A 21599-nucleotide genomic window follows, 5' to 3' on the forward strand; every position below is an offset into this window, starting at 1 on the left:
TGACGAGCGGCGATGACGGCGCGTCCGAACCCGCCTATCGTAAGGACAGACGCCGGTTCGCGGCGCGCGAGGAGACCAGGCGCTTGCGGCCTTTCCTATCCGGCTCCGACGCCGCGATCCCGTCTCGCCGGACGGCCCTGACCCTGATGGCCGCCCTGCCCCTTGCGGCGTCGCCCGTCGCCGCCCTCGCCCAGACCGAGACGGCGCCGCCCGCGCCGGATACGCTTCGGCTGTTTCGCAACCTCCTGACCCGCATGGGGGTGGCGGTCGCGCTGAACGGCGGGCCGGCGCGGACCTTCATCATCGACACGGGCGCCGAGCGCAGCGCCGTCTCGCGCGAACTGGCCCAGACCCTGGGCCTGCCGTCCGGCCCCGACGTCATGGTTCATGGCGTCACCGCCGCCGAGGCCACGCCGACGGTCCGGGTGGAGGCGGTCGAGGTCGGACGCCGTCGGTTCCCCGGTCTGGAGATGCCGGTCTTTCCGCGCCAGGCCCTGGGCGCCGACGGCCTGCTGGGCCTGGACCTGCTGTCTCGCTTTCGTCTGGTTCTGGACGTGCGGGCGGGGCGCGCCCTGCTGGCCCGGTCGAGCGAGGGCGTCTCCGTCGGCGAAGCCGGAGAGATCGGCGCGCGGCGTCAGGCCGATGTCGTGGTCTCGGGCCGGCGCGGGCCGTCGGGTCAGCTGATCCTGACACGCGTCGTCGTCGACGGCGTCGAGACCAGCGCCTTCATCGACAGCGGCGCCCAATATTCCATCGGCAATCTGGCCCTGATGCGGGCGGCCCGGATCGCGCCCGCGACCGACCCCGACCGGCCGACGCGGATGGAGGGCATCGTCGGCGGCGCCTTGGCGGTCCAGAGCGGCGACGCGCGCGACCTGAAGATCGCCGGCCGGGCGCTGGGCCCCACGCCCCTCCTGTTCGCGGACCTGCACGCCTTTCACATCCTGAACCTGATGGACGAACCGGCCCTGCTGCTGGGCGGGGACGTCCTGACCCGCTTCAGCCATGTGATCCTGGACTACGGCCGGGGGCGGGTGGCCTTCGGCGGCCTGCTGCGCCGATCCTGATCGCCGAACAGGCCCTAGATCGCCTTCACCGCCCCGCCGTCCAGCCGGATCAGGGAGCCGGTGACATAGGCCGCCAGCGGACTGGCCAGGAAGGCCGCCGTGGCCCCGAACTCCTGCGGCGCGCCCAGGCGGCCGACGGGAATGGACTTCACGGACTCGGCGCGCGCCTGTTCCGGCGTCACCCCGGTCCGCTCGGCCGCCGCCTTGTCCAGCCGTGCGATGCGCGGTGTGTCGATCCGGCCGGGCAACAGGGTGTTGACCGTCACCCCGTCCGGCCCGACCTCGTTCGCCAAGGTCTTGGCCCAGGCCGCCACCGAGGCCCGCAGGGTGTTCGACACCCCCAGCGCCGCCGAAGGCTCGACCACGGTGATGGAGGCGACATTCAGGATGCGCCCCCAACCGGCCGCCCGCATGCGCGGCAGAACCCGATCCGTCAGGCGGAAGATCGACAGCACCATGGACTCGAAATGATCGCGCCAGACCGCCGGCTCTAGGTTCGAAACCCCCGAGGGCGGCGGCCCCCCGGTATTGTTCAGCAGGATCTCGATGTGCCCGCCCAACAGGTCCTCGGCCGCATCCACGGCCCGCAACAGCGCCTCATGATCCGCCAGGTCGGCCGTGACGACCACCGCCCGACCAGGCCCGGCCGCATTCAACTCGTCCGCGACGGCCTGAAGCGCCTCGGCGTTGCGCGACAGTAGAGCGACATGGGCGCCCTCCGCCGCCAGAGCCGTCGCCACCGCCCGCCCCAGTCCGGAAGAGCCGCCGCAGATCAGGGCGCGCTTGCCCGTCAGTTTCAGGTCCATGTCGGCGTCTCCTCGATCGGTCCAGAGCCGCATATCGGCCGTCGGGTCGTCGGACGCAACGCGGCGTTAACCCCGGCGGCGCACCTTCGATCCACGCGGCCCGTCTCGGCCGTCTGGACAGGCGTGCGGGAGGGCCGGCCCATGTCGACCAAGATGACCTCGAGCGTGCGTCGCCACAGCGACCATTTCGAGCCGCAGGACACCGATCCTCATGAACAGCGCCGCCTGCGCGGCCAGCTGGAGCAGATCGATTACGCCGCCTATGTGGCCAACAAGGAGGTCATCGGTCAGACGCTGAACGGCCTGGACGCGGCCTCGCTCCAGAAGCTGGCGGTGCTGACCTCGGCCGCGCGGGCCAAATGGGTCGCCGAATCCCTGCGCCTGGCCCATTCCGGCTCGCCCGTGACGCCGGATCAGGTGGCGCGCCTGACCTCGGCCCGCACCGCCTATGACGAACTGGCCGAGGCCTATGAGGCCCTGCGCCGCATCGTCGAACGCGGCTACGTCGCGCTGAAATAGCCGGCGTTCCCCACGATCCCCCCTCGATCCTCAAGGCTCCGTCATCCAGGCCGGAACTTCGGCCGGAGCCGGTCAGGATGCGCCGCCTTGGAGGATTCGACCGCCCAGATGCGTCAAGGGTGCAGAGGGCCAACGAACGGGGGGGACGGGTCGATGAAGACGATGGGCATGAAGCGGATGGTTTCGGCGGGGCTCGCCGCAATCCTGTTGGGCGCGACCGGTCCGGCGCTGGCGCGACAGGAGGCGCCGGCCGCTGCGACGGCCCAGGCGCCAGCGCAGCGCGTCACCTTCCGAAGCATGGACGAGCCGCGCACCGAACTGGTCGGCTATCTGTTCAAACCCGGCTCCCCCGCGCCTCAGGGCGGCGCGCCCGCGGTCGTGCTGATGCACGGGCGAGGCGGGGTCTATTCGTCGCTGGCGAACGGCGTCTACGACGCCTCGACCCTGACGCGGCGTCTCCGGTTCTGGGCCGACTACTGGACCCAGCGCGGCTATTACGCCCTCGTCGTCGACAGTTTCGGCCCGCGCGGCTATCCCACCGGCTTCGCCGCCGGTTCCTATGCGACGCGACCTCCGGAAGTGAACGAGGTGACGATCCGTCCGCTGGACGCCTATGGCGCGATGCGCTTTCTACGCGGCCTGGACGGCGTGGCCGACGACCGCATCGGCTTGATGGGCTTCTCCAACGGCGCCAGCGCGACCCTGGCGGCCATGGCCGACGACAAGCCGGGCGACATGACGCGGCTGGGCTTTCGCGCAGGGCTCGCCCTCTATCCCGGCTGCGGGCTGCAGAACCGCTTTCGCCAGGGCTACAAGATCTATGCACCGGTGCGGGTCTTCATCGGCACGGCGGACGAAGAGGTGTCGCCCGAGAGCTGTCGGTCTCTCGTCGACCGGGCGGCCCAGGCGGGCGCGCCCATCGAACTGACCGTCTATGACGGCGCCGGACATGGCTTCGACGACCCCAGCCGAAGCCGCCAGGCCGTCCCCGCCAACGCCGCCGCCACCGAAGACCTCCGCCAAAAGGCAGGCGCCTTCTTCGAAACCCAACTGGCGCCCCGCTGACGTATCGCCGGAAAGCGGGGCCGGCGTTTCGCCCTTCGCATTCCGCGTCGCAGAGGCGGGGCCTCCGGCCGCTTCAAGTTGCCGATTTCCGAATTTCCCTAATCGGATGAACCGATTGAAAACGCCTGGTGGAGCCGAGGGGAAATGGGTGGTGCTACAGGCTCATTTTCACGGCTGCCGTGATTTTGGGCCTCAAGGTCTCCTGACGGTTCGTCCTGACCGTGCTGGACCGTTGGGTCGATGTCGTCAGTCATTCTGGTCTCCAGGTCCCTCAGGACGTCTCAGTCTTAGGCCGCCACAGTGGCAGGGACGGCTTCCTCGACCGTGTGCATGGACCGTTTGACCCGCTGGACCGTGGCCGTGCTGAACCCGGTAGCCTTCGCGATCACCCGGATGGACTGACCCTGGAGGATACGCTTCCGAACAGGATCGAGGTCGATGGGGGCGATGGAGGGACGTCCAAGGCGGACGCCTTTGGACCGAGCCCGATCCAGACCTGCATTGACTCTGGCCCTGACGAGTTCGCGTTCGAATTCTGAAAAGACTGACAGTAGGCCGAAGAGCATTCTGCCTGAGGGCGTCGAGGTATCGACGGCTTGTTGGTGCAGATAGAGATCGCAACCCCGCGCCTGAATGTCCGAGAGGAAGGCCACCAGATCGGGCAAGGAGCGTCCCAGACGATCTACAGCGAAAGCTGCGACCATATTGATTTCTCGACGATGGACGGCCTTTAGAAGGGCATCGTAGCCAGGACGCTGGTCCCGCCCTTTCGCGCCACTGATCCCGGCATCTTCAAAGACCTGGACGATGGTCCAGCCGGATCGTTCGGCGACCTCCTGGAGGATGCGGAACTGGTTCTCGGTCGTCTGCTGGTCCGTTGAGACCCTGAGATATATTCCGCACCGCTTCACGGCCTCAGACTCTCACAGTTCGGGGAGGCGTCAAGGAAAACGAGCTTTAGTGATCTGGTGAAGTCCCGTTAAGTTGGCGTCGGAGGGACAACATGACCGACGCCAAGAAAGAACAGGAAGAGCATCTCCGCCGTTTGGGGTTACGGCCAGGACCTGACGCGCGGCCACGCTGCGTGCACTGCGGCCTTCACTTCAACATCGCCTCAGCTTCGGCGGGCGAGTTTGGTCTCTGTGACGATTGCCTTCACAAGGACTGAGAAAGATGGAGCAGCAGCCCCCTCAAGGTGACAACCGCTACCGAACCCATCGCTCGGTGCACTGCTACGTCGCCGAGGTCTACATGGGTAGCCAGTCAGGCACTTGGTATCTGAACGAGTCCGCTCAGCGGGTCATCCATCGCTTCCCTGATGGGTCAGAACGGGTTGTCTACAAGAACCGCTTCTATCGGCTTCAATCCCGTGAACGACTTCTGGAGATCGCGTCTCGGCAACTTCGGAACGACGGCACCATCATGATCGGAGGGAAGCCCATCATGTGCATCGACGAAGATCAGTCGTTCCAGCCATATCCGTTCATCGACATCACCAGCGAAGAGGACCGCCGTCTCTACGAAGCGAGCCTGACCGTGCCGTGACGAAACCACATGGTTCTCATCACGGAATTTCGGGCTGTCGGCGTCTTGGAATGACGGGCTCGAACTGCGCGCCGTGCAGACCGGATTTTGTCACGCTGCCAATAGCGTCGATAGCGTCGGAATCTGTCCTCGCGTGCTTGCCGGACGCGGGCCTACGGCCCGGTCAGAAACCCTTTCATGTCGTGCACCCGTCGAGGAAGCCCACAAAAGCCGAAGGACGTCTTCGCGTCGGCGGCACATGCGCGCCTGCGCGCGGGGGCGACGACAAGCGAACAGGTCGGCGAGGTGACGGCCGGACTGCCATCATGATCCCGATCAGGCTCCAGCCTCGCCGACATCAACGAGGCGTCCGCCCTTCGGCCGTCCACCTGCCGCCAGGACCCGCACGACCTCGATCCTCGCCTTCGGCTCCGGGTCTCGGCCTACCGGCCCCTTGCGGCGATCTCTCGATCTCTGGTCACCGATCTCGTGGTCGTCGGCGTCGTCGCCGGTCCGGCCCAAGGCTCCGGCAAAATCCAGAAAACCTGTCCCTACCTCTTCCTAAGAGAACGCAGGGACAGGTTTCCCATCCTGTGGCACAGGGTGGGGACGGCGGTCCGGGGGGCTGTTGACGCTATTGGCAGAGGGGGTGGGGGTTTGAGCGGTGACGACCGGGAAACGCGGGTGACGGTCGGGCAACACGCTGACGCCCGCACCAACTTGCTGGACGTCCTTCGACGTCAGGTCGCGCTGTGCGAACGACAGCGTGTCCACGCTTTGGAGGAAGAGAACTGGCTCTATGCCTTCGACGGTTTGGTCCAGTCGCTGAGATGGCGTGCAGAACGCTTGGCCTTCGAACTCGACATCTTGACCATCCCTTTTACCGGTTCGGACGACAGGGTGGAGGAACTCTGCCAAGTGCGAAGGGCATGTCATGCCGTGATGCAGAGCGAAACTGCATCGTCCGATAAGGCGGATCGCTACCATAAGGCCGAAGCAGTAGCTGACATCCTGACAAGTATCATCGACACCCTTGAGATAATGGTCCGCCCGACAGGTGAGCAGGGCCACTACGTATACGCCCTCATCCATCAAGCAGCGGAGATCGGTCGAGCCGAAGTAGGTTTGTCCTTCGCCGAGACAGGGTTTTGGGACGAGGTTGCTCGCTGGAAAGCGCAACGAGGGGGGCGGCCGCAAGGCACGGTGGCGAAATGGAGCATTGATGCTTTGCCCGTCATTCAATCCTGGATCGCTGCGGAGCCCCAGATTTCTACGGAAAAGCTCGTGGCCAAGCTCGCAAGCTGGCTCGCCATCTACGGACGATCCCACCCAGAGTTCAAAGCTCCCGATCGAGCGTCGCTGCGAAAAACATTGGATCGAATGCACGACAAAGGCCGCCTTCAACTGCCCACAAGAATAAAGGTTGGACAGCAAGGTTAGTGACCAATACCGACCGCACGGTCTGTGGTTTCCTGTTGTCATCAACAAACAGGAACACCAATGCCTACCAATCCCTCAAACGTCATCCCCTTTCAACACACGCCGCCCTCAAACTGGGCGCGGCCTGATCTCTCCCTCTTGTCATCATCATCCTCGGCGGTCCCCCCGTTTCCTCGTCAGATGCTGGGGGACTATTGGGCCGATTGGGTGGATCACGTCGCTGCGAGCAAGTGCGCTCCCGATGACTACGTGGCGGCCAGCCTTCTCACCTTGGCGGGGGCGTTGATGGGAAACGCGAGGGAAATCCGGATCAGCGGGTGGAAAGAACCTCCGATCATCTGGACGGTCCTCGTCGGAAACCCGAGTTCGCGCAAGTCACCGGCGATGGACCCCTTCAGCGAGATCATCTCGACGCTGGAATCTGAGGAGCGGGACGAAGCTGGATGGGATGATGATGGCGGTGAGGCCGCCGAGAGGGCCGCGATCCATATCGACGACGTGACGGCCCAGGCCGCTGCTCAAGTTGCGGAGATGAGTCCGAAGGGTCTTATCCTGTTCCGCGACGAACTGTCGGGGTGGTGGGACAAGTTCGGTCAGCACGGCGGCGAAGCATTTTGGCTCAAAGCGTTCGGGGCGCGCTCTGAAACGGTGCGGCGGAAAAACAAGCCTTCGATCTACATTCCCCGTCTCGCCATCAGCGTCTTGGGTGGGTCTCAGCCCCAGACCCTCCGGTCCTTCATCACATCGAAGACCAATAGGGGGTTGGCAGCCCGCTGGCTCTTCGTTTGTCCGGAGCCGGTCAATGGCTTCAAGATCGGCCCGACCTGTGACGTCGGACCTGCGAGGAACCGCCTTCGGCGGCTTCGAACCCTGGTGGGGTGCGAAGGTAAGCCGATTACGGTCGATGTCGCTCGACAGGCAAAAACTCGCTTCGAGAAGTGGGTGGAAGCGAAGCATGTCGAAGCCAGCAGGGACCCCGAGGGTGTGTGGGGCCAATGGCTTGGAAAGCAAGGAGGCACCGCCCTCCGGATCGCCTTGGTGCTTGAGCACCTCTGGTGGGCAGCAACCGCAGTAGACGGAGATGAGGCACCGAAGCAAGTCACCCAAGCAGCGTTGTCAGCGGCGATGAGATTCATTGACGGCTACGCCGCCCCGATGGCCGAGATCGCCATGAACCACGCCGTTCGACCGGTGGAAGAGCAGGACGCACGACAGCTTCTCAGACTGCTGCAAGGCAGGCCGTGCGGACAGTTCAATGCGCGGCTGGTCGGGCGGGGATCGCTCGGAACACCGGGCCGATTGGCCAGTTCGGCCGCAATGTCGGCTGCCTGTAATCTCCTCCAGTCGTCGAACCTGATCCGCGCCGCTGGTGTTCGCGCCGGGGGCGGAAAGGGTCGAGGGCCGGGCGACTACGAGGTCAATCCCGCCGTCTATGCACCGGAGGCCAAGTGATGAGGACGCGCATCAATGTGCCGGTCCGAGCGCACATCCACTTGCATAACAGGGCGATGAACGAAGACGGGATTGAGTTGATGGTCGCTGCGCTCGAATTCGGGCTGGTGAACGTGATGATCGAAGGGGACCATCTCGAACACCACTTGGCCGCCTACGACGGCTGGATAAGCCTCCAGGAGGGGGTGGACGGCTGGGTTGAGGCTCTCATCTGGAGGGTGAAGCATTGACCCTACCGTCGCTATTGGCAGAAGGGCTGCGGGACGGAAGATGATGACCGTCGAAGTGCTGACGGGTCCCCCTGGCTGCGGCAAGAGCACGATCCTGCGACACGAGGCGGTGACCCAGCCCGCTCGTTACATCTTCGCCTATCCGACGTTGAAGTTGCTACGAGAGCAGTTGACTGCGTTTCAGACCGAGATGCCGAAAACCGGAGTGGTGCTTGAGGCCCATGGTGATCCGCCTGGGCGCGGTAAGGTGCAAAAAAAGTTGGATGCGGCGGAGGCCCAAGTGGCAGCCGCGCGAGCGGACCACGCCATCCTGCTGACCACCCACGCGTCTCTCATGTCGTGCGATCTCACAGCATTTCGAGGGTGGCATTTTCGGATCGACGAGGCTCCGACTGCGATTCAGAGCGGCACCGAAAAGTCGATGATGGTGCACTCCTATTTGGAGCAGCACTTTGAACTCGATCCGATTGGGCAGGGCGGGTGGCATGTAGTCAGGATTAAGCCAAACGCCTCGCCTACGTCGTGGCGTGCTGGCTCGGGTCTCTCCGATGCCCAAGCCGAACTCCTCAACCACGCCCAGCGTCCCAACACTGTCTTTGTGGATGTCAGCGAGTTCTCCGGCGGGTTCCGATGGGTTTCTGTCTGGGCACCACACACTCTTGAGGGGCTCGCCGCATCGGTGACCATCGCTGGTGCATCTTACATGACGAGCATCGGAGCATTGGTCGCCGCGCCTTTTGTGACGCTCCAACCGCGCCCCATTTCCATGACCCGCACGGGCAATCCGACGATCCGAATCCACTATTTCACCGAAGGGCACGAGGGGAGCACGAGCCTTTGGGGCCGGTCAGAAGGACGTGCTCATATCGTCAAGCTCTGCGATCACTTGGTAGCGAATGCTCCCACCTTGGGCTTCTGGGGGGCGAACGGGGTGGTGGCAAACCTCCTGGAGCACCGCGTGCCAGGAAAAATGATACCGCCCAAGGCGGAGGGTCAGAACGAATATCGGGAGGAGCAAAGTTGCGCTTACGTCTACAGCGCGAAGCCAACGCCCGATGACGAGCCGTTGAAAGTTCTGTTTGGACTCAGCGACGAGCAAATCCGCATCTCACGAGAGGACAACGATGTCCTACAATTCGTCATGCGCGGCGCGATCAGAAACCCCGACTTCGACGGTAGCTACGATATCTATCTCTACAGCCTTTTTCAGGCCGAGCGAGTGCGGGGCCAGCTTCTGGGCGGCCATGTTGGCAAGGTCGAACTGCATCCTGCCGACGCGGGCTTCATGCAGGTCGTGGTTCCACGACGGGATCGACCGAGACCCGCCCCTGAGATGGCGGTCTCTCGTTCCGGTCAGAAGGTCAAAGCGGCGTCGGCCAAAAAGTCGGAGCGACGGCACGCGAAAGCTCTGGCGGCGGGCCGTGTGCCAGGGAGAGTGGGACGACCGACAAAATGCTGACGCTTCTCGCAGGCGACACTGGACTCAGCCACCGCGCGCATTGGGGTCGTAGCGGATTTCGACAGGCTTCCCATCGGGGTCCGGCAAGTCGATGCCTACCTTCTTTTTGAAGTAACGGCCCCTGGCCAAGGTGAGGTCTTTGAGGGCAGCGAACGTGTCCCGTGTGTTGGCCTTCGACATACTTTCAATCTGTTCCAAAAGACTGTCGAGCATTGCCAGCCGAGGCGTCGCCCTCGCCATCATGGCGTCTGTCATACCCGTAGAGAGCAGAGTGCCCACGCCGTCACCGGCCCCTCCAGTTTCACCGGTCCAGCTTTCCACCATCGCCAGCCGTTGATCCCTGTAAGTCTCCATGGCTTCAACGGCAGCGTTGTGACACTCGTCCAAGTCCGCCGTCGCGTTCATCAAATCTATGCCGCCCACGCGTGTCAGTCGAAACATTTCCTCGGGCGTAAAGGTCACCCTCGATGGTCCGTTTGCAAAGGGCATAACCGCCAATGTGAGTCGGGGTGGATGGCAGTTTTCAACGTTTTTCCGCCCTTCGGCGATGTGAGCTACGATCCCGACTTGAGCAGAATAGATGCGGTTGAGCTTGTGGAGGAGGGCAAAGCTCACAGCCTCGTCTTGGATATTTTCCGAACGTTTATGCTGCTGGTCCATCATCCGTCGAGTGACCCACCCGGTCATCCACGCGCCGACAACGGCACCGATCACGGACGCCCCCAGCCCAATGCCCGCAATCAACAACTGGTCTGAAAAGCCGCCCGGCGGCCCTATTGTCACATGAAGTTCAGGTGGCATCGTCGTCGCCTTGGGTCTCAAGCCCGAGCGGCAAATCGACCAGCCGCTTCCCATTCAGAGTCCAATATTCGAACCCGTTCGCAGTCGGCCACGTGAACCCCATCTCATGGATGGCCACCAAGGCGGCCTTCGACAGGCTCATGACCTCGCCCCGGAATAAGACCTTCTTGGCGTCATGAACCGAGCAGGTGACGGCTGGGTCTTTGACGAAGACCAGTTCGGTCCCAGGCTCGATCCCGAGACCACCCAAGGTCCGCTTCACCTTCTCGGCCTCGATCTCGCGACGCTCCTCAGGGGTGATGTCTTGGTCGGCGTCAGAGGGGGTGACGTTCTGAATCGCGACTAGTTCGATTATGGCCTTCGCGAGATCGGGTGACGCGGTGAAGAACTCGCGGTTCAGGCGGGCACGCTTCTCGCCGAAGACGAAGTGGAGGGTCCGCTCCAGCTTACGGCAGTCAGGGGCGCGGGCGGAGAAATAGCACTCGAACGGGAGCGGCAGTGACGTGTTGTCGAGCCCCTTCACCCTCAGGCTAACGTCGTCCTGTTGGGTCAGCCCGATCTTGATTAAGCCGGGCATGGCCGCGTTCGTGAGAATGTAGACGATGCCTGCTGACACGCATGCCTCCTAAAAGATGCAGCCGCACCCTTCTCAGCCTGTGAAGACTTTTTCTCGGTGATAGCGAAGATACTCGCTTAGCCGATCCTTGGGTTTCACGCGTAGCGGATTGCCCACGCCCCAGACGTCCTTGCTAGCGACACTGATTGATTCCGACACGAGCATCGACCCGTCATCAGCGAAGGTTATGAGTCCCCGGTCGAAGAGTGCGTCGAGGTGGGCCGACAAAATCAGTCCATTTTCAGGGTCGAGCCGTTGTCCGTTGTCCGATGCACGCCAAGGCTGAACGTGGGACGCTCGCAGCATTTCGGGAATGCCGCATCCCGTGACCGCACAACGACCATTCCAGGCTGCCATCAAATCGGCTCGATAAGCCCCTTGGCCGATGCGCGCCTGAACGAGTGCCGCTCTGACCGTGGCTGAGATGTTGTTGATCTCTTCGATATCTTTGGCGGTCTCGGTTTCCCCTCCACCCCAAGCTTTTAGACGTCCGACCGCCGCCGGGTCGGTTCTGTCCGGAATCGCGGATAAAACCGCTTGGAAGACGGAGCGACCGACAGCTTGGTAGGCACCATACATTCCCACCAATCGCTCCTTGCCGGTGAGTGCCATTGCGTCCAATGCAATCGGCTCAAGCAGAGGTAGGTAGAGGTCCGCCGGGCAAGTCCAGTTCGGTATCCAGTGAAAGTCCTCGTTCCATTTCTTCCGGAACTCTCGCTCATCATTTTTGTGGGCTGAGCGCACGGACTCCAAAGCCCACGCTTCATCGGCCATCGCCGAACTATCAAGACCGAGCCTATCGGCAAGCTCAAGCCGAGCTTTGCGATCATCAGCCGAGAGCAGAGATACGCAGCCCGCCGCGACACCAACCAGCCACTGCTTTCCCGCGTTTGACGCGATCAACATTATCGCAATCAGACCAGCCTGAGCGTCTACATCCTGATTGCCCAACGGCTCGGTATGAAAGACTTTGAAGCGATCTGTTCCATCTTGGTAGCTTAACGCTGGTGCGTTGTTCCACTCCTCATGCCCATATCCGTTTACCGCCGGAAACCCGGATGAGAAGCGACCCCCGGCCGGACCACGGTAGCCCTTGTCGTTCCAGACGACCGGCTTGAAGTAGAATGGCATCCTGCAAATCCTTGCCAGTGACGATCGCTCTTACGTAGAACTTACCTGCACGGTTGAGGCGAGCAAGCCGCTTCGAGCGCGCTCGTCCTTTCGTCGCCGTCTTCCCATTTTCGGCAACGCACGCCACGGTAGCCGGGGGTCCACATCCATCGTGAGAGCGACCCCGTGCGGCGATAGCCGCGCCTACCGCCCACGATCTGGTGACACCGTATGTCCGACTTCCGCGCGCTTCTGAAATCCTTCCGCGACGCCGCCAAGAGCGAGCGTGAGAAGGGCAACTATTTCGAACGGATCGCGGTCGATTTCATCAAGAACGATCCGGGCATGGCCCAGGAATACGAGGACGCATGGCTGTTCTCCGACTGGGCGAAAGCCACTGGAGTCGATGGGCGAGACACCGGCATCGACGCCGTGGCCAAGCTGCGCGACGAAGGCGGCTACTGCGCGATCCAGTGCAAATTCTACAAAGAAGGCCATAAGATCGCGAAGGCCGACATCGACAGCTTCTTCACCGCCTCAGGCAAGCAGCCGTTCGTCCGTCGCTTGATTATCGACACAACAGATGTGCCTTGGAGCGGCCACGCCGAGGAGGCCCTCGACGGCCAGCAGATTGCGACAACCCGGATCGGTCTCGACCGCCTGTCCGACAGTCCGATCAATTGGGCGGCCTATCTCCACGAGGAGAAGATCGAGGTCGCGCCCAAGAAGCAGCTTCGGGCTCACCAGCAGGACGCCCTCGACTGCGTTCGAGACGGCTTGGCTGAGGCCGACCGGGGCAAGCTCATCATGGCTTGCGGCACTGGCAAGACCTTCACCGGCCTCAAGATCGCAGAAGCGATGGTCGGCAGGGGGAAATCCGTTCTCTTCCTCGTCCCGTCTCTATCGCTGATGTCTCAGACGATCCGGGAATGGACCATCGACTCCGAAACCCCGCTGGCGTCATTCGCTGTCTGCTCGGACGTCCAGGTCGGCAAGCGTCGCAAGAGCACGGATGACGTCGCCGAGGTCGAGGCACATGACCTCGACTACCCCGCGACGACCAATGCGGCGAAGCTGGCCGCGAAGGTCGCTAAGGCCGCGCCCGATCGAATGACTGCGGTGTTCGCCACCTACCAGTCGCTGCCTGTCGTCGCCGCCGCGCAGTCGCAGCACGGGATGGCCGAGTTCGACCTCATCATCTGCGACGAAGCCCACCGGACGACGGGCGCGAGCTTCCCTGGCCAGGAGGACAGCAACTTCATCAAGGTGCACGACCAGTCCTTTATCCAGGGGAAGAAGCGGGTCTACATGACCGCAACGCCTCGGGTGTTCGGCGACACCGTGAAGGGCAAGGCGGCCGACGCCAGCGTCGAGCTTTGCTCGATGGACGACGAGTCGATGTTCGGCCCGACCCTGTTTGCGCGCGGCTTCGGCTGGGCGGTCGAGAACCAGCTTCTGACCGATTACAAAGTGATCGTCCTGGCCGTCGATGAGGCCATGGTCAGTTCCAGTATGCAGCGTCGGCTGGCTGATGGATCGAGCGAGTTGAAGCTCGACGACGCAACCAAGATTATCGGCTGTTACAAGGCTCTGACGAAGAATGGGCTCAGCGAGGACGTGGCCGCCGATCCCGAGCCGATGCAGCGGGGTCTGGCCTTCTGCAAGGACATCGCCAGTTCCAAGCTCATCAAAGACGAGTTCGCGGCCGTCATCCGAGACTACCTCGCCTCGGAAGAAGGCCAACAGACAGAAGCCGGACGCTCACCGCTCGGCTGTGAACTCCAGCATGTGGATGGCACCTACAACGCCAAGGAACGGACCCGCGCCCTCGATTGGCTCAAGCAGGACACGGGCGGCGAAGTCTGCCGCATCCTGACGAACGCCCGATGCCTCTCCGAAGGTGTGGACGTCCCTGCCCTTGACGCCATCCTGTTCATGCATCCGCGCAAGTCCCAGATCGACGTCGTTCAGTCGGTCGGCCGGGTGATGCGGCGGGCCGAGGGCAAGCGGATGGGCTACATCATCCTGCCCATCGGCGTTCCAGCCGGAATGACGCCCGAGGAGGCCCTCAAGGACAACGACCGCTACCGGGTTGTCTGGGACATTCTGAACGCCCTTCGATCACACGATGAGCGGTTCGACTCGACCATCAACAAGATGGGCCTGGGCGTCGATGTCAGTGACCACATCGAGGTCATCGCCGTCACGAACAAACTGCCGACCAAGGCTGGCGCGGCTAAAGGCAATGCGAACATCGGCCAAGGCAGTGCGGCCGACGATGATGAGGCTGGCGATGCACCGTTGAGCGGCGTCTCGGACATTCAGACTGAGTTCGTCTTCGATGAGTTCGCCAAGGCGATCATGGCCAAGATCGTCAAGAAGTGCGGCAAGCGGGACTACTGGGAGGACTGGGCGACGGACATAGCCAAGATCGCCCAGACCCACATCACCCGCATCACCACCACGGTTGCCAAGGAAGGTTCGAAAGAGCGCGAGGCGTTCGAGAGCTTTTTGGCCGAGATCAGGGACGACCTGAACGATTCCATCTCGGAGGCTGAGGCCATCGAGATGCTGGCCCAGCACATCATTACCAAGCCAGTGTTTGAGGCCCTGTTCGAGGACCACAGCTTCGCCCGCAACAATCCTGTCTCGGTCGCGATGCAGTCGGTCCTCGATGTCCTGCAAGAGCAGAACCTGGAGAAGGAAGCCGAGGCACTCCAGAACTTCTACGACAGCGTGCGACGGCGCGCGGCCGGGATCGACTCCGCAGAGGCCAAGCAGCGGATCATCGTCGAGCTTTACGATAAGTTTTTCCGCAAGGCGTTCCCGCGCATGACAGAGAAGCTGGGCATCGTCTACACGCCGGTCGAGATCGTCGATTTCATCATCCAATCGGTGGACGAGGTGTTGCGTTCGGAGTTCGATCAGAACCTGGGTAGCGAGGGCGTTCACATCATTGACCCCTTCACCGGGACCGGCACATTCGTCACGCGGCTACTTCAGTCAGGATTGATCCCGCCTGAGGACCTCCAGCGGAAATACCGGGAGGAAATCCATGCAAATGAGATCGTCCTGCTCGCCTACTACATCGCGGCAATTAACATCGAGGCCGTCTACAGCGCGGCGTCGGACGGAGCCTACGAACCGTTCCGTGGCATATGTCTGACTGACACCTTCCAACTCTGGGAGAAGGATGACCTAGAGGCCCGAATGATGGCCGACAACAGCAATCGAAGAACCCGCCAGAAGGCACTTCCCATTCGAGTTATCATGGGAAACCCCCCTTACTCGGCGGGCCAAAAAAGCGAAAACGACAACGCTGCCAACATTGAATATGTCAGCCTGGATCGTCGCATACGTGAAACCTACGCCGCCGCCTCAAATGCCAAGCTTCAGAAGGGTCTCTACGACAGCTACATCCGCGCGATCCGCTGGGGCAGCGATCGCTTAGGGCTCGGTGGTGGCGTGATGGCCTATGTGTCTGGGGCCGCTTGGGTGGAGCGGTCGTTTGCGGACGGTATGCGGAGGTGTCTCGGAAGGGAGTTTTCCAGCATCCACGTCCTTCACCTTCGCGGCGACATTCGGAAAAACATGCTTTCGAAGGGGCGAGCGAAGGAGGGCGAGAATGTCTTTGAGCAGGGAAGCATGACCGGCATATCTATCACGCTCTTCGTCAAGAACCCCGGCTCAGAGAAACAGGGGGGTGTCTTCTACCATGATATTGGTGATGACCTTCGGCGGACTGAAAAACTGTCCCGACTTAGGCACTTCGGCAGTATGGCTGGGGTGCGTGCCGCCGATGGCTGGAAAGCCGTAGTTGCGGATGAACACGGCGACTGGCTCAACCAACGTAAAGGGAACTTCGAACGGTTTCTGCCGATCGCTGACAAATCTGGTGCCGAGACAACGACAATCTTTGAAAGCTACTCGTTGGGCGTAGTCACAAACCGTGACGCTTGGTGCATCAATAGCGCGCAATCGACGATTTCCGATAACATCAAGAGGACTATTGAGACTTACCGCAGCGAAGCAGGACGACTCGTGAAGGAAGGAAGAACCTTTTCTTCCGCGAAGGATCGGGAAGCCTTTATTGACTCGTTTGTCGTCCAAGATGCGGGAAAAATCAGCTGGACGAGATCACTGAAAGCGAGCCTCGGCCGCGAGAAAACTCTCAGCTTCGACGAGGGAAAACTCGTTCAAACAGCCTATCGGCCATTTTTCAAGCAGTGGCACTATTTTGATCGCCAGCTCAATGAGATGGTCTATCAGATGCCTCGCATCTTTCCGCCGGGCCACGATGGAAACCGGCTGATATCGGTCTCGGGAACCGGAGCGAGGGCTGGCTTCTCGGTTTTGATGACGGATTGCCTAACCGCTCTGGATACGATCGAAAAAGGTCAGTGCTTTCCACGCTATCTCTATGAAGAGCCGGTGCCAGTCGGCGGGCTCTTCCCTCAAGACGATGGACCTGCGGGACGAGTCAAAACGGACGCCATATCCGACTCGGGATTGGCCGCTTTCCAAGCCGCCTACCCCGATCAAGTCGTCTCGAAGGACGATCTCTTTTACTATGTCTACGGCCTCCTGCACTCCGAAGACTACCGGTTAGAGTTTGCCGATAATCTGTCGAAACAGCTTCCTCGCCTGCCCCTGTTAAGACGTGGTGAGGATTTCCGCGCCTTCGTGGACGCTGGGAGGAAACTGGGCGATCTCCACGTGAACTACGAGTCAGCAGACCCCTTTCAAGTCACAATCAAGGAAGGCGACTTGTCGCTCACCGTCGTTGACGACCCGACCGCGTTCTTCAGGGTGGATAAGATGAAATTCGCCGGAAAACGCGGAGGCGTAGACAAGAGCACCGTCATCTACAACCCGCGCATCACCATGACCGGCATTCCGCTCGAAGCCTACGACTACGTAGTCAATGGTCGGCCTGCACTGGAATGGGTGATGGAGCGACAGATTGTGAAGACCGACAAGGACAGCGGCATCGTCAACGACGCGAACCTCTACGCCATCGAGACAGTCGGGGACCCGGCCTACCCTCTGAAACTCTTCCAGCGGGTCATCACGGTCAGCTTGGAGACGATGAAGATCGTCCGCAGCCTCCCCGCGCTCGACATCATGCCTGAACCCGAAACGGCGGCCTCAACCACTCACTGAGAGGACGCTCGACGTGACCGAAACTCCGCTGGTTGACGTCCTGGTCCACGCCGACTGGAGCGTGTCGCCAAAGAAGCGATGGGTCGCTCTCGCCGAGTGGTCTGGAGGCTGGACAGTGACTGCGGTCGAGCCGGTTGGGCCAACGCCGACGTTTGTGGCAGCCCTTCTGAGAGCCGCCGCGACCCGTCGTGTCTTGGCCGGGTTCGACTTCCCAATCGGCTTGCCGCGCAGCTACGGCGCGAAGACAGGCGAGACAGACTTCTCCGTTTTCCTTCGAAGCGTCGGAACAGGGCGTTGGTCCCGCTTCGCTGACATTGCCCGGACGCCGGACGAAATTTCCATCGAACGGCCCTTCTACCCGGCCGGATCGACCGGCGGCGTCACCCAGGCCGCTCTGATCCGAGCGCATGGGGAGGCCGCGTTCGATGATCTTCGTCGGACCTGCGAGAGGGCCACTAAGACACGGCGGGCAGCCTGCCCGATCTTCTGGACCCTCGGCGGCAATCAAGTGGGGCGGGGAGCACTCTCAGGGTGGGTCGAGGTGGTGAAGCCCGCCCAAGCTGGTGGTGCCTCGCTTTGGCCCTTCGACGGCAGCCTGGAGGACCTCGCCGCTGGCCCCGGTCTGGTAATAGCCGAGACCTATCCGGCTGAGGCGTATGGACATGTGGGCGTCCGCTTCGCGCAAGCCGAAAGCAAGACTAACCAATCTCACCGGAGGAGTAAGGCGGACGCGATTCACCAGTGGGCCGACCAGCATGCCGTCGAACTGGCCGAGCCGGTCCATGCGCTGATTAACGACGGTTTCGGTCACGGCAAGTCGGGGGAGGATCAGTTCGATGCTTTGATGGGGCTCCTCGGCATGATCGAAGTTGCCGAGCGGCGTCGCCCTGCGTCTGATCCCAGTGCCGCCGTTGACCCTTGGGAAGGATGGATTATCGGGCAGGCGGGGTAGCGTCAGGCACTGAGCTTGACGTCTATCAGGGCCTGAAAGTCAGCCTCGGACAGGATGCGAAGCGGCTGCCCGCTCTGGATAAGGCTTTCCGCCTTCCGATGCTTTGAGCTTTTCGTCTCGCCCTCGGCAAGCCGTTCCAAGTCCTGATCGCCCACGACCAGGAGGGTGGTGTGCTTCGTCACGCCATCCGCGACGTCGATACCTGCGTCTGCGACCATCTTGGCGGCCTCCCGACGCGGGAGCGTGAGAGCCCCTGTGAAGACGATGACCTCATCAGCGTGTGGATCGGCGTGGAAAAGGGACCCCGTTAGCGGTGTGATCGGCGTCGAATAAGGACCCCTCATTCCTGAGGTCTAACGGTGGCGGCTTGGCGGATGTCAGGCGGCGAGTTCGGGATGTTGGTGTTGGAGACGGTGTTGAGGATCCGGCGCGAGTTTGCGTCCGGCAAGGCGATCAAAGCGATCGCGCGTGACCTTCGATTGTCGCGCAAGGTGGTTCGCAAGGCGATCCGGGAGCCGGATGCGGAGTTCGCCTATCGGCGGGCGGTGCAGCCGTTGCCAAGGCTGGGGCCGTTCCAGGCCAGGCTCGATGAACTGCTGGAAGAGGACGAGGCGCGGCCGCGGCGCGAGAAGCTGCGGATGACGCGGGTCCATGACCTACTGGTGCGCGAGGGGTTCGACGGGTCGTATGACGCGGTCCGGCGCTACGCGGCGGGGTGGCGGCTGAAGCGACGCCGGGGCGTGGCGGATGCACCGTCGTTCATCCCGCTGATGTTCAGGCCGGGCGAAGCCTACCAGTTCGACTGGAGCCACGAGGACGTGGAGATCGCGGGCAAGCCGATGCGGGTGAAGGTGGCGCACATGCGACTGTGCGCGTCACGCGCGATCTATGTTCGGGCCTACCCGCGCGAGACCCAGGAGATGCTGTTCGACGCGCATGCGCGGGCGTTCGCCTTCTTCGGCGGGGTGCCGACGCGCGGGATCTACGACAACATGAAGACGGCGGTGACGACTGTGTTCACGGGCAAGGACCGGCTGTTCAACCGGCGCTTCCTGGTCATGGCGAGCCACTACATGGTGGAGCCGACGGCTTGCTCGTTTACGGCGGCGGGCTGGGAGAAGGGCCAGGTCGAGCACCAGGTCCAGACGGCGCGGGGACGGTTCTTCCAGCCGCGCCTGCGCTTCACCAGCCTGGAGGAGTTGAACGGCTGGCTGGAGGCCGAATGCCGTCGCTGGGGCGAGCTGCGCCAGCATCCCGAGCAGAAGGAGCTGACGGTCGCCCAGGCCCTGGCCGCCGAGCGCCCGGCGCTGCAGCCCATGCTGGGCCCGTTCGACGGCTTCCACGAGAGCGAGCACGCGGTGACCGGGACCTGCCTGATCAGCTTCGACCGCAACCGCTACTCGGTGATGGCTAGAGCGGGACGCCGTACGGTGCAGGTCCGCGCCTATGCCGACCGGATCGTCGTGCGTTGCGAGGGTGAGGTCGTCGCCGACCATCGCCGGTTCTTCGGTCGAGACCGCACCCTGTATGACCCATGGCATTACCTGCCGGTGCTGGCGACCAAGCCCGGCGCCCTGCGCAATGGCGCGCCGTTCCAGGACTGGGAGCTACCGCCCGCCCTGGCGCGCCTGAGGCGCAAGCTGGGTGCGGGTGACGAAGCCGATCGCCGGTTCGTGCGGGTTCTGGCGGCTGTGCTGGAAGACGGCCTGGAGCCGGTCGAGGCCGCCGCGCGCGAGGCGCTCGCTGCCGGGACCGTGAGCGACGACGTCATCCTCAACATCCTGGCGCGCCGACGCGAACCGCCCCGGCCGCTGAGCATCGTCACGTCGGATGACCTTGCCCTGCGGCATCCGCCTCAGGCGGACTGCGACCGCTACGACAGTCTGCGAGGCCTGCATGCAGCGGCATGAGATGATGGCGGCCCTGACCGGCCTGGGCCTCAAGGGCATGGCTTACGCCTTCGACGAGGCGGTCACCACCGGCCTGCAGCGCAAGCGCACGACCATGGAGATCCTCGCCGACCTGCTCCGCGCCGAGACGACCCACCGGCATGCGGCTTCCATCCGGTACCGGATGGCGGCAGCCAAGCTGCTTACCGTGAAGGACCTGGACGCCTTCGTGTTCGACGACACGCCGATCAACGAGGGGCTGGTGCGCTCGCTGCACAGCGGCGCCTTCCTGGCGAACCGGCGCAACATCGTGCTGGTCGGCGGGACAGGCACGGGCAAGACCCACCTGGCCACCGCCATCATCACCAACGTCGTGCGCGCCGGGGCGCGTGGCCGCTACTTCAACACCGTCGACCTGGTGAACCGCCTCGAGGAGGAGACCCGCCTGGGCAAGGCCGGTGCGCTGGCTGCTCACCTCTGCCGCCTCGACGTCGTGGTCCTCGACGAGCTCGGCTACCTGCCGTTCGCACGCTCCGGCGGCCAGTTGCTGTTCCACCTGATCAGCAAGCTCTACGAACGGACCTCGGTGATCGTCACGACCAACCTCGCCTTCGGCGAATGGCCGACCGTGTTCGGCGATCCCAAGATGACGACGGCCCTGCTCGACCGCATCACCCACCACTGCGACATCGTCGAGACCGGCAACGACAGCTGGCGCTTCAAGCACCGCAGCTGACCCCACCAAAGAACGCCAAGCGAGGGTTGAGCCTCCGGTCGGGCTACGCCCTCCCTACGCCCCAACCCTCGCAAGCGGTGCGCTCGTGACGTCCATCACGAACCCCAAAAGGGGGTCCCTATTGCACGCCGATAGGGGGTCCCTTTTAGACGCCGATTGACACCCTTACCGGGGTCGTCTTGTGGTCCGTCCGTCAGCCTCGAAATCGCAGTCACCTCAAACAGGATGTAGGCGGCGTCGAGATACTCTCCGAGCAGTCCGGAAACCGCTGCGTTTGGACGTTCGTCCGAAGCGTTTCGCCGTGCCTCATTGAATGTCCGATAAACTGCATCTCGCCAGAATAGCGTGACCATTTGCTCCCAGATGGAGTGATCTGCGTCACCTCGAAGAAGGTTGAAAGCTGTCGCCTTCAAGTTCCGGAACTGGGAAAGTGCCTCGGAATCGGAGACGTCACATTCCGCTATTGGTGTCATCCCCATCCTAACCCCCCCCCCTCTGCCAATAGCGTCAACAGCCCCCCGGACCGCCGTCCCCACCCTGTGCCACAGGATGGGAAACCTGTCCCTGCGTTCTCTTAGGAAGAGGTAGGGACAGGTTTTCTGGATTTGGCCGGAGCCTTGGGCCGGACCGGCGACGACGCCGACGACCACGAGATCGGTGACCAGAGATCGAGAGATCGCCGCAAGGGGCCGGTAGGCCGAGACCCGGAGCCGAAGGCGAGGATCGAGGTCGTGCGGGTCCTGGCGGCAGGTGGACGGCCGAAGGGCGGA

General features: G+C 62.8%; 19 protein-coding genes. 13 read left to right on the top strand and 6 right to left on the bottom strand.

Annotated elements, in window-relative coordinates:
* The first annotated feature begins 83 nt into the window (after window positions 1-83).
* Window positions 84-1067, top strand: coding sequence for an aspartyl protease family protein (locus ACWPV3_RS01995; RefSeq protein WP_453976634.1), 984 nt, complete (start codon window positions 84-86; stop codon window positions 1065-1067).
* A gap of 14 nt (window positions 1068-1081) precedes the next feature.
* Here ACWPV3_RS01995 and ACWPV3_RS02000 read toward each other — a convergent pair whose 3' ends face one another.
* Window positions 1082-1873 (bottom strand): SDR family oxidoreductase, encoded by a 792-nt coding sequence (locus ACWPV3_RS02000; RefSeq protein WP_292088777.1) that lies wholly within the window; start codon window positions 1871-1873, stop codon window positions 1082-1084.
* Window positions 1874-2014: 141 nt separating this feature from the next.
* Here ACWPV3_RS02000 and ACWPV3_RS02005 point away from each other — a divergent pair, with 141 nt between their 5' ends.
* Together ACWPV3_RS02005 and ACWPV3_RS02010 are read left to right on the top strand one after the other, a co-directional pair.
* Complete coding sequence (locus ACWPV3_RS02005; protein ID WP_453976635.1) at window positions 2015-2392, top strand: hypothetical protein; 378 nt, start codon at window positions 2015-2017, stop codon at window positions 2390-2392.
* Window positions 2393-2545: 153 nt separating this feature from the next.
* Entirely contained in the window at window positions 2546-3457 is a 912-nt protein-coding gene (locus tag ACWPV3_RS02010; protein ID WP_453976636.1) for a dienelactone hydrolase family protein, read from the top strand.
* A 287-nt stretch (window positions 3458-3744) separates the two neighbouring features.
* On the opposite strand, the gene ACWPV3_RS02015 is transcribed toward ACWPV3_RS02010, so the two are convergent.
* Complete coding sequence (locus tag ACWPV3_RS02015; RefSeq protein ID WP_453976637.1) at window positions 3745-4368, bottom strand: recombinase family protein; 624 nt, start codon at window positions 4366-4368, stop codon at window positions 3745-3747.
* Between the two features lie 92 nt (window positions 4369-4460).
* On the opposite strand from ACWPV3_RS02015, the gene ACWPV3_RS02020 reads away from it, so the two are divergent.
* The 6 genes from ACWPV3_RS02020 to ACWPV3_RS02045 all read left to right on the top strand — a co-directional run bounded on the left by ACWPV3_RS02020 (window position 4461) and on the right by ACWPV3_RS02045 (window position 9562).
* Window positions 4461-4625 carry a hypothetical protein gene (locus ACWPV3_RS02020; RefSeq protein ID WP_453976638.1) on the top strand — a complete coding sequence of 55 codons (165 nt, stop codon included), beginning with the start codon at window positions 4461-4463 and terminating at the stop codon, window positions 4623-4625.
* Window positions 4626-4630: 5 nt separating this feature from the next.
* Complete coding sequence (locus tag ACWPV3_RS02025) at window positions 4631-5002, top strand: hypothetical protein (RefSeq protein WP_453976639.1); 372 nt, start codon at window positions 4631-4633, stop codon at window positions 5000-5002.
* A 636-nt stretch (window positions 5003-5638) separates the two neighbouring features.
* Complete coding sequence (locus ACWPV3_RS02030; protein ID WP_453976640.1) at window positions 5639-6421, top strand: hypothetical protein; 783 nt, start codon at window positions 5639-5641, stop codon at window positions 6419-6421.
* A gap of 60 nt (window positions 6422-6481) precedes the next feature.
* On the top strand, window positions 6482-7873 hold the full coding sequence (locus tag ACWPV3_RS02035; RefSeq protein WP_453976642.1) for a DUF3987 domain-containing protein: 1392 nt from the start codon (window positions 6482-6484) through the stop codon (window positions 7871-7873).
* Window positions 7873-8103 carry a hypothetical protein gene (locus ACWPV3_RS02040; RefSeq protein ID WP_453976643.1) on the top strand — a complete coding sequence of 77 codons (231 nt, stop codon included), beginning with the start codon at window positions 7873-7875 and terminating at the stop codon, window positions 8101-8103. The genes ACWPV3_RS02035 and ACWPV3_RS02040 overlap by 1 nt, the downstream gene beginning before the upstream one ends.
* Window positions 8104-8143: 40 nt before the next feature.
* Window positions 8144-9562, top strand: a complete 1419-nt coding sequence (locus tag ACWPV3_RS02045; protein WP_453976644.1) for a hypothetical protein — start codon at window positions 8144-8146, stop codon at window positions 9560-9562.
* Between the two features lie 24 nt (window positions 9563-9586).
* Here ACWPV3_RS02045 and ACWPV3_RS02050 read toward each other — a convergent pair whose 3' ends face one another.
* From ACWPV3_RS02050 to ACWPV3_RS02060, 3 genes are read right to left on the bottom strand one after another with little or no spacing between them, the layout of a single operon-like run.
* Window positions 9587-10363, bottom strand: a complete 777-nt coding sequence (locus ACWPV3_RS02050; RefSeq protein ID WP_453976645.1) for a hypothetical protein — start codon at window positions 10361-10363, stop codon at window positions 9587-9589.
* Entirely contained in the window at window positions 10353-10979 is a 627-nt protein-coding gene (locus ACWPV3_RS02055) for a GIY-YIG nuclease family protein (protein ID WP_453976646.1), read from the bottom strand. Before ACWPV3_RS02055 ends, ACWPV3_RS02050 begins: the two co-directional genes overlap by 11 nt.
* Window positions 10980-11012: 33 nt before the next feature.
* Window positions 11013-12110, bottom strand: a complete 1098-nt coding sequence (locus ACWPV3_RS02060) for an HNH endonuclease (protein ID WP_453976647.1) — start codon at window positions 12108-12110, stop codon at window positions 11013-11015.
* Between the two features lie 210 nt (window positions 12111-12320).
* Here ACWPV3_RS02060 and ACWPV3_RS02065 point away from each other — a divergent pair, with 210 nt between their 5' ends.
* Both ACWPV3_RS02065 and ACWPV3_RS02070 read left to right on the top strand, forming a co-directional pair.
* The gene (locus tag ACWPV3_RS02065) at window positions 12321-17252 is read left to right on the top strand and encodes a DEAD/DEAH box helicase (RefSeq protein ID WP_453976648.1); all 4932 of its coding nucleotides are present in this window, start codon (window positions 12321-12323) and stop codon (window positions 17250-17252) included.
* Between the two features lie 13 nt (window positions 17253-17265).
* Entirely contained in the window at window positions 17266-18204 is a 939-nt protein-coding gene (locus ACWPV3_RS02070; protein ID WP_453976649.1) for a hypothetical protein, read from the top strand.
* Window positions 18205-18206: 2 nt separating this feature from the next.
* Here the strand turns inward: ACWPV3_RS02070 and ACWPV3_RS02075 are convergent, their stop codons facing one another.
* Window positions 18207-18422: a hypothetical protein gene (locus ACWPV3_RS02075; protein ID WP_453976650.1), complete on the bottom strand. Its 216-nt coding sequence runs from the start codon at window positions 18420-18422 to the stop codon at window positions 18207-18209.
* Window positions 18423-18599: 177 nt separating this feature from the next.
* Here ACWPV3_RS02075 and istA point away from each other — a divergent pair, with 177 nt between their 5' ends.
* Window positions 18600-20114, top strand: coding sequence for an IS21 family transposase (istA, locus tag ACWPV3_RS02080; protein ID WP_453976651.1), 1515 nt, complete (start codon window positions 18600-18602; stop codon window positions 20112-20114).
* On the top strand, window positions 20101-20829 hold the full coding sequence (gene istB, locus ACWPV3_RS02085) for an IS21-like element helper ATPase IstB (RefSeq protein WP_453976652.1): 729 nt from the start codon (window positions 20101-20103) through the stop codon (window positions 20827-20829). Before istA ends, istB begins: the two co-directional genes overlap by 14 nt.
* Window positions 20830-21599: the final 770 nt, after the last annotated feature.

This window comes from Brevundimonas sp. Marseille-Q4549, from assembly GCF_976940555.1.

What these genes read in the sequence shown, in the direction of transcription:
- ACWPV3_RS02020 (WP_453976638.1), top strand. Translation starts at nt 4,461, where the DNA reads ATGACCGACGCCAAGAAAGAACAGGAAGAGCATCTCCGCCGTTTGGGG.
- ACWPV3_RS02075 (WP_453976650.1), bottom strand. Translation starts at nt 18,422, where the DNA reads ATGGTCGCAGACGCAGGTATCGACGTCGCGGATGGCGTGACGAAGCAC.
- istB (WP_453976652.1), top strand. Translation starts at nt 20,101, where the DNA reads ATGCAGCGGCATGAGATGATGGCGGCCCTGACCGGCCTGGGCCTCAAG.
- ACWPV3_RS02040 (WP_453976643.1), top strand. Translation starts at nt 7,873, where the DNA reads ATGAGGACGCGCATCAATGTGCCGGTCCGAGCGCACATCCACTTGCAT.
- ACWPV3_RS02000 (WP_292088777.1), bottom strand. Translation starts at nt 1,873, where the DNA reads ATGGACCTGAAACTGACGGGCAAGCGCGCCCTGATCTGCGGCGGCTCT.
- ACWPV3_RS02050 (WP_453976645.1), bottom strand. Translation starts at nt 10,363, where the DNA reads ATGCCACCTGAACTTCATGTGACAATAGGGCCGCCGGGCGGCTTTTCA.
- istA (WP_453976651.1), top strand. Translation starts at nt 18,600, where the DNA reads ATGTTGGTGTTGGAGACGGTGTTGAGGATCCGGCGCGAGTTTGCGTCC.
- ACWPV3_RS02010 (WP_453976636.1), top strand. Translation starts at nt 2,546, where the DNA reads ATGAAGACGATGGGCATGAAGCGGATGGTTTCGGCGGGGCTCGCCGCA.
- ACWPV3_RS02060 (WP_453976647.1), bottom strand. Translation starts at nt 12,110, where the DNA reads ATGCCATTCTACTTCAAGCCGGTCGTCTGGAACGACAAGGGCTACCGT.
- ACWPV3_RS02065 (WP_453976648.1), top strand. Translation starts at nt 12,321, where the DNA reads ATGTCCGACTTCCGCGCGCTTCTGAAATCCTTCCGCGACGCCGCCAAG.
- ACWPV3_RS02035 (WP_453976642.1), top strand. Translation starts at nt 6,482, where the DNA reads ATGCCTACCAATCCCTCAAACGTCATCCCCTTTCAACACACGCCGCCC.
- ACWPV3_RS02045 (WP_453976644.1), top strand. Translation starts at nt 8,144, where the DNA reads ATGATGACCGTCGAAGTGCTGACGGGTCCCCCTGGCTGCGGCAAGAGC.
- ACWPV3_RS02005 (WP_453976635.1), top strand. Translation starts at nt 2,015, where the DNA reads ATGTCGACCAAGATGACCTCGAGCGTGCGTCGCCACAGCGACCATTTC.
- ACWPV3_RS02025 (WP_453976639.1), top strand. Translation starts at nt 4,631, where the DNA reads ATGGAGCAGCAGCCCCCTCAAGGTGACAACCGCTACCGAACCCATCGC.